At 66.9% G+C, this 15,143-nt stretch carries 14 protein-coding genes; 9 read left to right on the plus strand and 5 right to left on the minus strand.

Going from position 1 to position 15,143, the window contains the following annotated elements:
* Window positions 1-21: 21 nt before the first annotated feature.
* Entirely contained in the window at window positions 22-633 is a 612-nt protein-coding gene (locus A5764_RS06190) for a TetR/AcrR family transcriptional regulator (RefSeq protein ID WP_067110124.1), read from the minus strand.
* Between the two features lie 640 nt (window positions 634-1,273).
* Between A5764_RS06190 and A5764_RS06195 the strand changes: the two genes are divergently transcribed.
* From A5764_RS06195 to A5764_RS06205, 3 genes are all read left to right on the plus strand, one after another.
* A complete protein-coding gene (locus tag A5764_RS06195) occupies window positions 1,274-2,602 on the plus strand; it encodes a sensor histidine kinase KdpD (protein WP_067110263.1) in 1,329 nt (442 codons plus the stop codon).
* Complete coding sequence (locus A5764_RS06200) at window positions 2,602-3,000, plus strand: VOC family protein (protein ID WP_067110126.1); 399 nt, start codon at window positions 2,602-2,604, stop codon at window positions 2,998-3,000. The genes A5764_RS06195 and A5764_RS06200 overlap by 1 nt, the downstream gene beginning before the upstream one ends.
* An 86-nt stretch (window positions 3,001-3,086) precedes the next feature.
* Window positions 3,087-3,548, plus strand: a complete 462-nt coding sequence (locus tag A5764_RS06205; RefSeq protein WP_067110266.1) for a nitroreductase family deazaflavin-dependent oxidoreductase — start codon at window positions 3,087-3,089, stop codon at window positions 3,546-3,548.
* Here the strand turns inward: A5764_RS06205 and A5764_RS06210 are convergent.
* Both A5764_RS06210 and A5764_RS06215 read right to left on the minus strand, forming a co-directional pair.
* Window positions 3,536-6,391 (minus strand): RND family transporter, encoded by a 2,856-nt coding sequence (locus A5764_RS06210; protein WP_067110129.1) that lies wholly within the window; start codon window positions 6,389-6,391, stop codon window positions 3,536-3,538. The two genes, A5764_RS06205 and A5764_RS06210, sit on opposite strands and share 13 nt — an antisense overlap.
* The gene (locus tag A5764_RS06215; RefSeq protein ID WP_067110132.1) at window positions 6,384-6,764 is read right to left on the minus strand and encodes a hypothetical protein; all 381 of its coding nucleotides are present in this window, start codon (window positions 6,762-6,764) and stop codon (window positions 6,384-6,386) included. Before A5764_RS06215 ends, A5764_RS06210 begins: the two co-directional genes overlap by 8 nt.
* 133 nt (window positions 6,765-6,897) lie before the next feature.
* Here A5764_RS06215 and A5764_RS06220 point away from each other — a divergent pair, with 133 nt between their 5' ends.
* Together A5764_RS06220 and A5764_RS06225 are read left to right on the plus strand one after the other, a co-directional pair.
* Window positions 6,898-8,115 (plus strand): sensor histidine kinase, encoded by a 1,218-nt coding sequence (locus A5764_RS06220; RefSeq protein WP_067110272.1) that lies wholly within the window; start codon window positions 6,898-6,900, stop codon window positions 8,113-8,115.
* Window positions 8,116-8,123: 8 nt separating this feature from the next.
* Window positions 8,124-8,786, plus strand: a complete 663-nt coding sequence (locus A5764_RS06225) for a response regulator transcription factor (RefSeq protein ID WP_067110269.1) — start codon at window positions 8,124-8,126, stop codon at window positions 8,784-8,786.
* A 184-nt stretch (window positions 8,787-8,970) separates the two neighbouring features.
* On the opposite strand, the gene A5764_RS06230 is transcribed toward A5764_RS06225, so the two are convergent.
* Window positions 8,971-9,486: a helix-turn-helix domain-containing protein gene (locus A5764_RS06230; protein WP_067110135.1), complete on the minus strand. Its 516-nt coding sequence runs from the start codon at window positions 9,484-9,486 to the stop codon at window positions 8,971-8,973.
* A gap of 726 nt (window positions 9,487-10,212) precedes the next feature.
* Window positions 10,213-11,658 carry an aldehyde dehydrogenase gene (locus A5764_RS06235; protein ID WP_067110274.1) on the minus strand — a complete coding sequence of 482 codons (1,446 nt, stop codon included), beginning with the start codon at window positions 11,656-11,658 and terminating at the stop codon, window positions 10,213-10,215.
* A 106-nt stretch (window positions 11,659-11,764) separates the two neighbouring features.
* Here A5764_RS06235 and A5764_RS06240 point away from each other — a divergent pair, with 106 nt between their 5' ends.
* From A5764_RS06240 to A5764_RS06255, 4 genes are read left to right on the plus strand one after another with little or no spacing between them, the layout of a single operon-like run.
* Window positions 11,765-13,030, plus strand: coding sequence for an aromatic ring-hydroxylating dioxygenase subunit alpha (locus A5764_RS06240; protein ID WP_067110137.1), 1,266 nt, complete (start codon window positions 11,765-11,767; stop codon window positions 13,028-13,030).
* 2 nt (window positions 13,031-13,032) lie between these two features.
* The gene (locus tag A5764_RS06245; protein WP_067110140.1) at window positions 13,033-13,362 is read left to right on the plus strand and encodes a hypothetical protein; all 330 of its coding nucleotides are present in this window, start codon (window positions 13,033-13,035) and stop codon (window positions 13,360-13,362) included.
* Window positions 13,359-14,624 carry an amidohydrolase family protein gene (locus tag A5764_RS06250; protein ID WP_067110143.1) on the plus strand — a complete coding sequence of 422 codons (1,266 nt, stop codon included), beginning with the start codon at window positions 13,359-13,361 and terminating at the stop codon, window positions 14,622-14,624. The genes A5764_RS06245 and A5764_RS06250 overlap by 4 nt, the downstream gene beginning before the upstream one ends.
* Complete coding sequence (locus A5764_RS06255; RefSeq protein WP_067110146.1) at window positions 14,611-15,063, plus strand: MarR family winged helix-turn-helix transcriptional regulator; 453 nt, start codon at window positions 14,611-14,613, stop codon at window positions 15,061-15,063. Before A5764_RS06250 ends, A5764_RS06255 begins: the two co-directional genes overlap by 14 nt.
* The last annotated feature ends 80 nt before the right edge of the window (window positions 15,064-15,143 follow it).

Below are 15,143 nucleotides of genomic sequence, written 5' to 3' on the forward strand. Positions count from 1 at the left end.
TCACTCCTGAAATGTCTATCGTCAGTGTTTTTTTGGGGTTCGGTACTGCGCGAGGACGCTGAGCGTCTGGCTGACCCATGCCTCGAAGTAACGGTCTTCATCGATGTTGCCGGGCAACCGGCCGGTAAGCGCTTGCAGCGTCGCGGCATAGGACAGCGACGCGATTGCCACCGCCGCGGCGGCCTCGGGGTCAGGGATGCGGGTGCGGCCGGAACGATTGGATGCCGCCAGCTCGTCGGCGAAGCGTTGATAGGCGTTGTCGGTGATGACTTGCCACGTCTTCTCGTCGAGATCCCCGAGCTCGTCGGGCTCGCGCAGCATGACCTTGAGCAAATCCTCGCCCTGTTTCAGGTTGGTCCAAATCAGCCTGCCCGCGGTCCGGACCGCCTGCTCCACGCTGGCCGGCCCGCCGGCGTCGTACTGCTCGCGCGCGGCCACGATGCTGTCGATCCGGTGCTCGACGGCGGCCTCTAACAGCTCCCGCTTGGATCCGAAGTGCTTGTAGAGCGCGCCCGACCCGGGCGCCAGGCCCGATGCCCGCTGGATATCAGCCACCGACGTCGCGGCGTACCCCTTGGCGGCAAACAGACCTAGCGCAGCCGCCAGGAGCCGGTCACGCCCCGAGGTTTGCATGGTGAGAGAGTACTCACTCACCTGGGCTGGGCGCAAATCATCGGCCGTCGCGGACCGACGAGCGGGCGCACCGGAAAATTTGGGTTCGGTATGCGCGAGGCCTGTCGGGTTGCCCGGGTCGGGGCGCCCCCATACCTTCGAACGCAGGGGAGAGGCGTTCCCGGTCGAAACGATAACGGCTGTTGTGCTCGTAATCGGCTGGGCGCCAAGCTGTTACGCGAGTCAGCGAAATACCACGTCAGGCCTACCGAGGAAGCGAGCGATGCAGCACGTCGAAGAAACCGCAATCGGGATGCGGGGGCGCGTGTACCTTTCTCGCCCTGCCCAGGCTAACCCGCGTGCTGGCTTGGGTTCCGGAACACACGCCGGTAACGGTCAAGCTGTCGGTCGATTACCTCGACCACGCCGCGCGACGGGGGCGGCTCCGAGCCCCGAACCGAGCTGATGGCGGCGGTGCCGTTCACCGCGCCGCGGCCGGTTACCCCTGCGCTACCGGGGGTGAAAACATCACGCCTATATCCTGAGGTCGATGGCGACGCCGGGGGCGAGCACGGAAGGCGAGATGTCAGAAGAATCGGCTGTCGGTGGCAGCCGAACATCGGGGCCCGACGTCCGGGTGTTTCCCCACGTGCAGCTGCCGATGCGGGTGCTGTCGCTGCGCACCATCGTCATCGTCGCGCAAGTAGGAGTGATTGCCTTCGCCGTCGCTCTGGCCGCCTGGGTATGGATCGGTATCACCAACGAGCAGTACAGCCAGCTCGACCGCCGGCTGGATTCGGTGAGCAGCCTGGGTGACATCAACTCTCTGATCAACAACGCGCAGCTGACCAACACCGATCGGCCCATGCCGGACGGCAACCTGGTACGGACCGCGCGCATCGGGGGTGTGACCGTGTCCGTGCCCGGCGGCATCGTGTTGCCTGTACTTCCCAACGGATACGCGAACACGACGATCCACGGTGTGCAATACCGCGTCCGGACCTTCAGCGCGGGCCCCGCGTCGATTGCGCTCGCGGCGCCGCTGGCCGAGGCCCAACACCGGATCAACGAGCAGCACCTGCGGGTGCTACTGATCTGCGGCAGCGTCATCGCGAGCACCCTCCTGGTCGGCTGGGTGATCTCGTTGATCATGGTCAATCCGTTTTTGCTGCTTGCCCAGCAGGCCCGCGCCATCAATGCCCAGTCCCGCCCGGACGAGGTCCAGGTCCGCGGCGTGCGGGAGGCGGTGGAGATCGCCGAGGCCGTCGAGGGCATGCTGGCCCGCATCGGCAACGAGCAACAGCGCACCAGGGCGGCACTCGAGTCGGCCCGCGACTTCGCCGCCGTCGCCTCGCACGAGCTGCGCACCCCGTTGACGGCCATGCGCACCAACCTAGAAGTGTTGTCCACCTTGGAATTACCTCCCGAGCAGCGCCACGAGGTGATCGGCGACGTCATCCGAACCCAGAGCCGGATCGAGGCCACCCTGACGGCGCTGGAGCGGCTGGCGCAGGGCGAATTGACCACCGTCGACGATTTCGTGCCGTTCGACGTCACCGAGCTTTTGGATCGCGCCGCCCACGACGCTCTTCGCATCTACCCCGGAGTCGAGGTGAAGCTGGTGCCGTCGCCCACGGTCTTGATGGTGGGTCTGCCCACCGGGCTGCGGCTGGTGATCGACAACGCCATCGCCAATGCCGTCAAGCACGGCAGCGCCACCGAAATCCGGCTCACCGTAAGCAGTTCCAGCCTGGGCGTGGAAATCGCCGTCGACGACAACGGCACCGGCGTCCCGGAAGCCGAACGCACCGCGGTCTTCGAGCGCTTCTCGCGCGGGTCGACGGCCTCACGCTCGGGTTCCGGGTTAGGCCTCGCGCTCGTCGCGCAGCAGGCCGAACTGCACGGCGGGACGGCCTCCCTGCACGCGAGTCCGCTGGGCGGCACGCGCCTGCTACTACAGCTGGCGGGTGACGGGCGCGGGCCGGCGTAATGCTGGGCCACCTGGGCATCAACGTGCCCGACCTCTCAACCGCCAAGATTTATTACGACGCGCTGATGCCCCTTGTCGGATTCGAACCCTTTTTTCACGCCGAGGACGAATTCGCTTACAAACCCACCGACAACAAACCCGGCACCTACTTGTTCTTCTATCCCGCAACCCAGCCCGGCGAGTATTCGTCGCGGCGAGCCGGCCTGCAACACCTGGCATTCATGGTGCGCAGTCGATCCGCGGTGCAGGCCGTGCACGACCATGTCGTTCGCGCCGGCGCTACGGTCATCCACCCGCCTCGCCATTTCCCTGAGTACCCCGGCCCTTACTACGCCACCTTCTGGTACGACCCATTTGGTGTCAAACTCGAAGCGGTGTGCCACCACGACCGCGACTAAGCGCCCATATCAGCCGCCTTGACACGTATCAGGGCGGTTGATACTAATTGGGGCGAAGGATTCCGCAGCGAGTGACCGGGGACGAGATGTCTGATCTCAAACAGCCAGCCTGGCTCAAGCCGATGAACAAGATGATGATGGCGATGCAGAAGCTCGGCATCATCGCCGGACCGGTGCGGGTGCTGACCGTGCCCGGCCGCAAGTCGGGGCAACCGCGAAGTACCCCGGTGACTCCCTTCGCATTTCGCGACGGCCTCTACGTCGTCGGCTATCAGCACGCCGATTGGGTGCTCAACGCCCTGGCCGCCGGAACCGGCACCGTCACGCGGGGCCGCAAGTCCGAGCGAGTCAGATTCGTCGAACTATCGGCGGAGGAAGCGCGGCCGGTGCTGCGCGCGTTTCCCGACAAGGTGCCGCGCGGCGTCGGCTTCTATAAGCGCTCGGGGCTGGTGCAGCGCGGAACCGCCGACGAGTTCGAGGCGCTCGCGGGTCGCTGCGCGGTGTTCAGGCTCGACACCGCCGCAGCCAGCCGCAGTCAAACCGGCTGAAGTTCCGGCGTTTTCGCCACCGTCTGGCCGGTGCGGCGCGCTATGCCCCGCGGCCACCAGAACCACCGCCCAAGCAGGGCGACGATGGACGGCACGACCAGCGCCCGCACGACCAGGGTGTCCATCAACAGCCCGACCGCGACGGTGGTGCCGATCTGGGCGATGCTGAGCACGCTGCTGGCCAGCAATGCGGACATGGTGAGGCCGAAGACGATGCCGGCGGTGGTGACGACACCACCGGTACCGCCGAATGCGCGGATGATGCCCGTCCGGATCCCTGCCGTTGCCTCCTGCTTGATCCGCAACGTCAGCAGCAGGTTGTAGTCGGCGCCGACGGCGATCAGTGCGATGAACGCGATCGGCGCAGCGGCCCAGTGCAGATTATGTCCAAGCAGGTATTGCCATATCAGCACGCTCATCCCGAGCGCGGACGCATAGGAGGCCGCGACCGTCCCCACCACGGCGAACCCGGCCACCGGGCTGCGCAGCATCGTTGTGACGATCAAGAAGATGAGGGCCAGCGCCGCACCCACCAGCAACGCAGTGTCGCGGGCGACGAACCGCTGCAGGTCGGCGGTCACGGGGCCGACGCCGGCCAAGTCGACACCCGTCGGGACCAGCGTTCCCTCTTTGGTGGCTTCCCGGACCGCGGTGCGCACCTGGTCGGCCCGCCTGGCGCCGTCACCGCCCCACTCCGCGCCCTCGCCGTAGACCAGCAGGTAGGTGGCGCGTCCATCGGCGGACGTGAGTTGGTGCAACACCTCGGCGTACCGCGGATCGGTCAACGCGCGCTGCGGCAGGTAGAAGCCGGCCGCGGCGCTGCCTCGAAACTGCGTGGCGATTTCGTTCAGGTAGTCGGTCAACTGGTGCAGCTGGGGTCCGATCGCCTGGCTTAGGCTCAGCAGGTCATGGGTGGCCGAACGTGCCTGCGCCAACGCGTCTTTCATCGAAGCGACGCTTTGGGGTAGGCCCGCCATCGCCCTGGCCGCCGTGGTCGACCCGCTGGTCAGCTTGGCGGCGCCGTCGCCGAGCCGCGTCGAGGTTTGCACCAGGGTGTCGACCGGCTGCAGCACGCGGTCGACCGTCGAGCAGACCGGATTGGCGCCGCAGTCCGGAGTTCGGGAAACGAAGTCCCGCAGCGGGTCGAGGTAGCCCGACACCGTGGTGACCGAGCGTTGCACGCCGTCCATGCCGGTGCGCATGTCGTCGGCGGCCGCGGACATGTCGGCCAGACCCGAACTCCCCCCGCGCAATCCGCTGCCGAGGCTGTCCACCGCGGCCTGCGTCTGGGCGAGGGCGCTATCCAGCCCGGAGATCCGCTGCAGCCGTTGGGTCAACGAGTCGACGGTGTCTCCCAACTGGCGGCCGAGCGCGCCGGACTGATAGCTCAGCGTGGCCTCGTCGGGCACCTTGCCGTCGGGGCGGCTCGCCGACTGCACCATGCGCACGCCCGGTATCGCCATGACCTGGCGGGTGATCCGCTCGAGGGCGATCAGGCCCGCCGGGCTGCGCAGGTCGTGGTCGGCCTGGATCGTGACGACGTCGGGTAACAGGGTGTTGGGTGCGAAGTGCCGGTCGCTGGCCGCGTAGCCGCGGCTCGACTCGGTGGTCGGCGGCGTGGCGGCGGGCTCGTTCCAGCCGACGCGCATGCCGGCCAGGGGGAGCGCAGCCAGCAGGATCAGCCCACCGGCGGCGACCAGGGTCGGTCCGGGCCAACGCGCCACCGCCGCTCCGACGCGCCGCCAGCGCCGCGCGGTCGTCGACGGTCGCGGTTCGAGGTACCCGCGGCGCTGCGCCAAGCCCATCAACGCGGGTGTCAGCGTCAGCGCCGCGGCCATGGTTACCAGAATCGCTATGGCGCAGGGTATTCCGGCGCTGCGGAAGGACCCCACCTTGGCGAAGCCCAGGCAGGCCAGCGCGACCGAGACGGTCAGCGCCGATCCGATCACGACCGGGGCAACGGCGCGGTAGGCGTCAATCAACGCCCGCGTCGGTGCCGTGCCCCGCCGCCGGCCCTCGTGATAGCGGCCGATGAGGAATATTCCGTAGTCGGTTCCCGCGCCGAGCGTCATCGCCGCCATCAACGCAACCGAAAACAACGACACCTCAACGATGTTGGCTTGGCCGAGGGCCGCAACGACGGACCGGGCAACGCCCAGTGCGAGACCCACCGACAGCAGCGGAATCGCCGCGGCGATGGGCGATCGGTACACCACGAGCAGCAACAGCAGGATGAGGCCAACGGTGGCGGCGGTGATCGTGAACATCTGCCGATCGATCGCGGCGAATTCATCCACGATTGTGGCGCCGGGTCCGGTGACGTGCACTCGCAGGCCCGCCGGCGGGGATAGCCGGGTCACGGTGCTGCGCACGGAGTTCACCGAGTCGCGCGCTTGGGAAGTGCCGAGCATTCCAGCGAGCCGCACCATCACGCTGACCGCTTGCCCGTCCGAACTCTGCGCGCCGGCGGCCGTGGCGGGTTGTGACCACAGGTCGGTCACCGCATTCACGTGGCGTCCATCGGAACGCAGCGCGGCCGTCAACGCGTCATAGAACTGGCGGTCACTCGACGTGAGGCGCTGATCGCGTTCCAGCACAACGTAAACGAAGTTGTTGCTGGGCTTTTGGGCAAACAACTGGGCGGCGCGCGTGGCGGCGGCAGAGCTCGGCGCGTCGGCGGGCATGAACGAGCGGGAGTGGGAGTCCACCACGCGCTCCAGCTGCGGGACCGCGAAGTTGGCGACGGCCGCCGCCAACAGCCACAGCCCGACGATCAGGACCGCGTATCGGCCTGAGAAGAAGAGGGCGGCGAGCCGCGAAACGATTCCGTGGTTGTCATGCAACGGTCTGCCGATCGCTCGTCGGTCCGCCCCACAGGTCCACCACCCGCTGCTCGTCGTGAGAAAGCGATCGCAATCGCAGCGACCGTTGGGCAGCGACATCCAGCAGGGCATGCAACCCGGGCTCCGCCGCGGCGAGGTCGGCTCGCACCTGCTCGCCCGCAACGCCGTCGTCCGCCGCCTGATCCAGCTTGGCGATCAGCGTCGTCATCCAGCGCTGCCGTAGCGAAAGCCAGAGCCCGTCGGTGTCACCGAAGAGCCGGGACACTTCTGATGACTCGTCGGCCAGCGCGAGCGCCGCTTCGGGATCGGTCTCAGCGGCGCGAATCAGTTGGGCCATAAAGGCCATGCGGTCGTGCAACAGTGTCCATGTCATGCCTAGCAACGTTAGGAGCTGGGCCCCGGTCGCGCGTCGTGCCGAAGTTCGGTCTTCGCCTCCTACCACGGGCGGAGGCCGGTGTCGACCGCGGCATGATGTGATCGGCCGCGCGCTCTTTTACGATTGGACGATGTTGCGTTCCGCAGCGGCCTTTCTGCGCGAACAGCTACGCCGACGAGGTGAGCTGATTCCCGTCGGTATCACCTGGGCGTCGTTCATCGCGGTGGACGCCACCGAGGTGGTCGGGGGCGTGATCGCGATCCTGCAGCGACCCACTGCCGACCTGCCCGTCGCGCTGACCGCGGGCGCGGTGACCATCGCACCGACGCTGATGTTCTTCTTTTTCAACATGAAGCTCAGCCCGCTGCTGATGTGGGCGACGTGGTCGACGGCCACTGCCATGATGTTGTTCGGCACATCAACACCCGTCCACGCCGATTTCGCGCCGGCATTGTTGGTGCTGATGGTCCTCTCCGTCGCGACATTGAGCTCGATTGCGGGAGGCTTTCTGGCGGCCTTGTCGGCGGCCGCGCTGCTGTTGACCGCGTCCGCGCTGCACCGCCTCGACGCGGTGGCGCTTTATGTGGGTTTTATCGCGGCCGGCTGGCTGCTCGGCTATCTGATGCGCACGCAACGGCTGCTGCTGGCCGAACAAATTGAGGCACAGAAATTGTTGGCCGAGCACGCCGCCGCCGACGAGCGCCGGCGCATCGCCCGCGAAGTGCACGACGTGATCGCCCACTCCCTGAGCATCACGCTGCTGCACGTGACCGGTGCGCGGCGGGTGCTGCAGCAGGATCGCGACGTCGACGACGCGGTCGAGGCGCTCGAACAGGCCGAGCGGCTGGGCCGGCAGGCGATGGCCGACATCCGGCGGACCGTCGGGCTGCTCGACGACTCGAATCGCAAAGCCGCACCCACCACGCCCGAACCCGGCATCGACGACATCGTCGAACTCGTTGCGGATTTCGAGCGGGCCGGCCTGGACGTCGCGCTGGGTGTCGACGGCCCCACCCGGCGGGTGTCGGCCGCGGTCGGACTGGCGCTGTACCGCATCACCCAGGAGTCGCTGGCCAACATCGCCAAACACGCGCCCGAGTCCAAATCGACCGTGACACTGCGTATTTCGGGAACATCGGCCCGGCTTGCCGTCAACAATCAGCTGCCGGCCGCGGTGGCCGCCCGCCCGTGTCCCGAGGGACGCGGTCTGCGCGGCATGCGCCAGCGTGTCGAACTGCTGGGCGGCGCCATCGACGCCGGTCCCACCCGTGACGGGTGGTCGGTGTGCGCCGAGGTCCCGCTCGAAGAGGGTGACACCGGCTGGCGGCCGCCGTGGTGCAAGTTGTGATCCCCAACATCGCTCATTCGGCCGAGATCGGCGTGCTGCTGGTCGACGACCAGGACCTGGTGCGTTCGGGGTTGCGCCGAATCCTGCGCCGCAAGGACGGTTTCGTCATCGTCGCCGAATGCGCCGACGGCGACGAGGTCCCTGCCGCGGTGGCCCAGCACCGGCCCGACGTCGTCGTGATGGACCTGCGGATGCGACGTGTCGACGGCATCGAGGCGACCCGTCTGCTCGCCGGCGGGCCACCGGTGCTCGCGCTGACGACGTTCAACGAGGACGAGCTGCTCTCGGGCGCGCTGCGGGCCGGTGCCGCCGGATTCGTGCTCAAGGACTCTTCGGCCGAGGAGTTGATCCGCGCCGTGCGGGCGGTCGCCAGGGGCGACAGCTATCTGGATACCGCGGTCACCTCGCGGGTGCTCACCACCTACCGCAAGGCGGCAAATGGTCCCCTTGAAAAACATGGCAACGGGATCGCCCAGCTGACCACCCGCGAGCTCGACGTCCTGACACTGATCGGAAAAGGGTTGTCCAACGGCGAGATTGCCGACGAACTTTGCATCTCGGGCGTCACGGTCAAGAGCCATATCGGCCGGATCTTCGGGAAACTCGATCTGCGCGACCGCGCCGCCGCGATCGTCTACGCCTACGACAACGGGATCGTCGCCCCGCGTTGACGGGTTCGGCGAGACCGGTTAGACCTATCGGTCGGCGACCCGCTGCGCCCGGCCCCGCCGCGCTTGCGATCGCCGGACCTATCACTCGGCGACCCGCTGCGCCCGGCCCCGCCGCGCTTGCGATCGCGGGACCTATCACTCGGCGACCCGCTGCGCCCGGCTCCGCCGCGCTTGCGATCGCCGATTAGGGGCGCGATGCCCGCCGTTCTTCGGTTGCCGAAAGAAGCCGTTCGATCAGCTGGGTGCCGGGCCCGGGGACCGCGCCCGGCCCCGGTTCGACGGTGAGGTTCTTCGTGGTCAGCGGCTGAGCGCACTCCGAGCAACACACCGTCGGCGTGCAACGATGCCCGTCGTGACGAAATAGCATCGGCGGGCCCCCGGCTGGCGCCGCCCACCGGTCGCCCCACACGGTCAGCGCGGACAGGATCGGCACCAGGTCGCGACCGGCCGCGGTAAGCCGGTAGTGGTCCCGTGGTGGGCGCTCGGAATAGCGAACTCGCTGAACGATGTTCGCGTCGACAAGGGTCTTCAGGCGCGTAGCGAGCAGGTTGCGCGAGATCCCCAAGTTGGTTGCGAGGTCGTCGAACCGCTGCAAGCCCAGGGACAGGTCGCGGATGATCAGCGGGGTCCACCAATCCCCGATCAACTCCAGGCTGCGGGCCAGGGAGCAGTGGAAATCGGCGAAGCTGACCTGACGCATACCGCCTGATAGTAGTCAGTTGCGTTATTGAACTCAAGCCGCTACCGTACTGAGTGCAGCCATTGAACTCAGTATTGAACTCAGTACGTGTGGACGGAGGCCCCGGATGTCCATATCGCCGGCGACACTGAACGAGCCCGACCAAGAACTGCTTCCCAGCCGATCGGTTTGGCCGCCCGTGGCCGCCCCCACGGCCACTGCCAGTGTCACCACCGCCGCCGTCGCATCGTCACCGATTGCAGCTCCGGAGACCCCCACTGCGGCTTCGCCTCCCGACATTTCGGCGCAGCAGGGCCATTTCGATGATCTGGGTTTTCTCGAATCGGCCCGGATGGACCGCGAGATGGCGCGCGAGCTGCATCAGAGCGCGCGCAGCCGGAGGTCGGGGATATCGATCACGGCCGCCCTGATGAATATGTCGAATCGCCGCTTCCGCACCCTCGCCGCCGGTCTCCTGCTGCTGACGGTCGGTCTGCTCGCGCTACGGTTCCCCGTGTTCCTGGCCGGCTTCGACCAGTGGGGTTTCCAAATCAATTGCGGCAGTGGGTTCGCCGGCAGCTTCGCACAGGCCGGTGTCGCCGATTCGGCGGGAACGCATTTTGTCAATCAATGCCACACAGCGGTTGCGATGAGGCGAGGCTGGGCGATCCCCTTGGCGGCCGGTGGAGCGCTGCTCATCGCCGGACTGCTGGTGATACCGGCGCGTCAACCGTCACGAACGTGGCTTCATCGTGCGACGGCCGCCGAAATCGATTTGATGACCGTGTACCCGTCGATCCCTTCGGGGCCGAGCTCACGCCCGTATCCGCTCCCTTTGACCCCGCCGAACGGGGCGAACGGGTCCATGGTGTAGCCCTGGTTGACGCCGAACGTTCCGGTACGCACCCGACCCGCAATGCCGACCCCGCGGCTGTGGTCGGCCGTGAACACCGAGCCGGCCAGCCCGTAATCGGAATCGTTGGCGATCGCTATGGCCTCATCCTCGTCGCGGTAGGAGATCGCGGTCAGCACCGGACCGAAGATCTCCTCGCGGGCGATGCGCATGGCGTTGTCGGCGTCGGCGAACAGCGTCGGCTTCACGTACCACCCGCGCGCAATGCCGTCGGGTAGGGCGGCGCCGCCCAGGACAAGGCGGGCGCCTTCGCGCTTACCCTCGGCGATGTAATTGCGGACGCGCTCCTGTTGGCGCTGTGCGACGAGGGGGCCGAGCTGTGTCGCCGGATCGGCCGGATCGCCGATGCGCAGCGACCCCATCTCCGCCGCCAAGGCATCGACGAATTCATCACTGCGCTTGGCGGGCAGGAGGATTCGGGTCAGTGCATTGCAGATCTGGCCGCAGTTCGACAGGCTCGCCGATCGGATTGCGGCCGCCACGGCCGCGGGCTCCGCGTCGTCGAGCACGATCGCCGCGGACTTTCCGCCGAGTTCCAGGCTGACCCGCTTGAGGTCGGCCGCGCAGGCCGCGGCGACCGCCTTGCCGGCCGCGGTCGAACCGGTGAACGACACCTTGTCCACGCCGGGGTGGCTGACGAGATGGCCGCCGACGGCCGCGTCGCCGGGCAGCACGCTCACCAGGCCCGGTGGCAGGCCGGCATCTTCGAGAATTCCCGCCAGCAGAAGCGCGTCGAGCGGGGACTCGGGCGCGGGCTTGACCACGACGCTGCATCCCGCCAACAGCGCCGGGATCAGCTTGGTGACGATGAGGAACTGCGGCATGTTCCATGGAACGATGGCGGCCACCACGCCGACGGGTTCACGTCGGATGTCAAGGTCGGAACCGTAGAAACCGGGTCGGTGCTCCTGCCATCGGAAATTTTCGGCGAGGTCGCAGAACGCGGTCATCATCATCGACGGCAACCCGACCTGGGCGCGCTGGGCGAAGGTGATCGGTGCGCCGATCTCGGCGGTGATCAGATCGGCCATCTGGGAGCGCTGCGCCCCATAGAGTTTCGCGATGCGGCGGACGGCCGCGATGCGATCACCAGCGTCCAGGCGCGGCCACGGTCCCTCGTCGAATGCCTTGCGCGCGGCGGCCACGGCGGCGTCCACGTCGGACGGTGCGGCGGCGGCCACCCGGGCAATGGGGGATTCGGTGTGTGGGGAAATCACCTCGATGGTGTGGTCGGTGCTGGGTGTGGACCACGTCCCACCAATGAACAACGTCCCACCAATGAACAACGCGTCGTGTCGGTGCACCGCGGGTCCTCCTCGATCGTCAGCCGTACCGACAATATCAACTACTTGCGATTGACCTCTTGAGCATATACGGTCAGCAGACATGGCTCGCTTCCCCAAGCCGCCCGAAGGCAGCTGGACACAGCACTATCCCGACCTCGGTACCGGGCCGGTGTCCTACCACGATTCCATCAGCCCGCACGTCTACGAGCTCGAGCGAGCGGCGATCTTCAAGCGCGCGTGGGTGAATGTCGGCCGCCTGGAAAGCCTTCCGCGGAAGGGCAGCTACTTCACCAAGGAACTCAAGGTCGCCAACACGTCGATCATCGTGGTGCGCAACGCCAAGGGCGAGGTCAAGGCGTTTCACAACATCTGCCGCCACCGCGGCAACAAGCTGGTCTGGAACGACATGCCGTTGGAGGAAACCAGCGGCGTATGCCGGCAATTCACCTGCAAATACCACGCGTGGCGCTACGACCTGGACGGCAACCTCACCCACGTGCAGCAGGAGAGCGAGTTTTTCGATCTCGACAAGAACCGCTACGGCTTGGTGCCGGTGCACTGCGACGTCTGGGAGGGGTTCGTTTTCGTGAACTTCTCGCCGCGACCGGAGCAGTCGCTGCGGGAATTCCTCGGCCCGATGGTCACCGGCTTGGAGGGCTACCCGTTCGGGCGGATGACGTCGCGCTGGTGCTACCGCTCGGTGGTGAACGCGAACTGGAAGCTCTACATGGACGCGTTCCAGGAGTTCTATCACGCACCCGTCCTGCATGCGAACCAGTCACCGACCACCTACTCCAAGGCCGCGGCCGAGGCGGGGTTCGAGGCGCCGCACTACCGGATCGACGGGCCGCACCGCCTGGTCAGCACCTCCGGGGTGCGCGCCTGGGAGATGGACGCCGAGATGCGCAAGCCCATCGAAGACATCTGCCAGAGCGGACTGTTCGGGCCTTGGGACAAGCCGGATCTCGGCGAGCTGCCCACCGGCGTCAACCCGGCCAAGTGCGATCCCTGGGGACTGGACTCGTTTCAGGTGTTCCCCAACTTCGTCATCTTGCTTTGGAGTCAGGGCTGGTACCTGACCTACCACTACTGGCCGACGTCCCATAACACCCACGTGTTCGAGGGCACCCTGTATTTCCCTGCGCCACGCACGCCGCGCGAGCGCGTCGCCCAGGAACTCGCCGCGGCGACGTTCAAGGAGTACGGGTTGCAGGACGCCAACACCCTGGAAGCCACCCAATCCATGATCGAGTCCGGTGCCGTGCGCGAATTCCTCCTCAACGACCAGGAGATACTGCTGCGCCACCTGCACAAGGAGACCGCCGCCTGGATCGCCGAATACCAGGCCAGCGCGGTGGGGGTGTAGCCGTGACCGCAAAGCTGCCAACCGAATTCGCCGATCTGGAACCATTTTCGGACTGGTGCCTCGATAGCGAGCCACAGCGCTATCACAAGAGGCTGAACAGTTCCATGGCCGAGATGCAAGCCTTCTACGACGCCATCACGCCCAGGGCCGAAGAAGCCATCGCGTACTGCGACAAGTTCCCACTCGAGGACCTGCCCGAAGACGTCATCAATCTGATGCACCTGCTGTATTCGATGATCATGGTGTCGTTCCCGGTGGAATGCTGGAAACAGCCGCGAGTGCCCGACTCGGGCGCCTCCAGCCTGGACTGCGTCTCCGAACCCGTGCCGTGACCACCATCCTGCGGGCCGACCGCTGGGCGGACGTCGACGCCGGCCAGGTCCGCTCGCCGGCCGTCCTGGTGATCGAGGGCGATCGCATCGTCGCCATCAATCCCGTTGAGCCACCGCCTCCTTCGGCAACAGAGATCGACCTGGGCGACGTCACCCTGCTGCCGGGCCTGATGGACATGGAGCTCAACCTGCTGATCGGCGGTCCCGGTGGACCGGAAGGCCTGCCGAACCCGATGCACGGGGTGCAGGACGACCCCGTGTACCGCACTTTGCGCGGCGCCGTCAACGCCCGCACCACCCTGGATGCCGGATTCACAACGGTGCGCAATCTCGGCCTGATGGTCAAGACCGGCGGCTACTTGCTGGACGTGGCGTTACAGCGTTCCATCGACCAGGGCTGGCACACGGGGCCGCGGATCGTGCCCGCCGGCCACGCCGTCACCCCCTACGGTGGACACCTGGACCCGACGGTATTCCAGCGGCTGGCTCCGGGCATCATGCCGCTGAGCGTGGCGGAAGGCATCGCGAACGGGGTTCCCGAGGTCCGCGCGTGCGTGCGCTACCAGATTCGTCACGGCGCCAAGGTGATCAAGGTATCGGCTTCTGGCGGCGTGATGTCGCACAGCACGGCGCCGGGGGCCCAGCAGTACTCCGATGAGGAGTTCGCCGCCATCGCCGACGAGGCACACCGGGCCGGCATCCGGGTCGCGGCCCACGCGATCGGCGACGGCGCCATCCGCGCGTGCATCAGGGCCGGGATTGACTGCATCGAACACGGCTTCCTGGCCACCGACGAGACGATCCAGATGATGGTCGACCACGGCACCTTCCTGGTGTCGACGACGTATCTGACCGACGCCATGGCTGTCGACCGGATCGCGCCCGAGTTGCGCAAGAAAGCCAACGAGGTATTCCCCCGGGCAAAGGCGATGTTGCCCAAGGCGATTGCCGCCGGCGTGCGCGTCGCCTGCGGCACCGACGCGCCCGCGGTGCCGCACGGTCAGAACGCAAAGGAGCTGTGCGCGCTGGTGGAACGGGGCATGACGGCTATGCAGGCGATCCGCGCGGCGACGGTGACCAGCGCCCAACTCATCGAGGCCGACCACGAGCTGGGCCGCCTGGCCGCCGGTTATCTCGCGGATGTCATTGCGGTGCCCGGGGATCCGTCACGCGACATCGCGAGCACCCTCGACGTCCGCTTCGTCATGAAAGATGGGCGCGTCTACCGAAACGATCCCGGAGAAGAGTATGGAACTCTCTGACAAGATCCTGTGGCTGCTCAAGCAGGCGTTTCACTTTTCGCTGACGACCGTGAACGAGGCGATCAGTGGCCACGGCGTGACGACCGCCCAGATCGGCCTGATGCGTCAACTGGCCAACGAACCCGGCTTGTCGGGCGCCGAGTTGGCCCGACGATTGTTGATCACCCCGCAAGGCGCCCAGCTGGCCCTGACCGCGCTCGAGCGCCGCGGTCTGGTGGAGCGCAAGCAGGATCCCCAACACGGGCGGATCATGCAGGCCTACCTCACCGACGAGGGACGAGCCGTGACCTCGGCCGTTCTGGCGGACGCACTGGCCGCTCACGAAAGCGTGTTCGGTGTGCTGAGTAGCGACGAGCAGCAGCTACTGCACGACCTGCTGGCTCGGGTCGTCGAAAAGGGGACGGGCCACGCCCTGTTCACCGATCACACCGAAGATTAGTCGGCGGTCGGCCAACAGGTTCCCTGCTCACTGAACGATTGGCGGGTATAGCTGCTCGTTCACCGCTAGCCTCGTCGGTA

This window comes from Mycobacterium sp. 852002-51057_SCH5723018 (genome assembly GCF_001667035.1).
In the GTDB taxonomy this organism is placed as follows: Bacteria; Actinomycetota; Actinomycetes; order Mycobacteriales; family Mycobacteriaceae; genus Mycobacterium.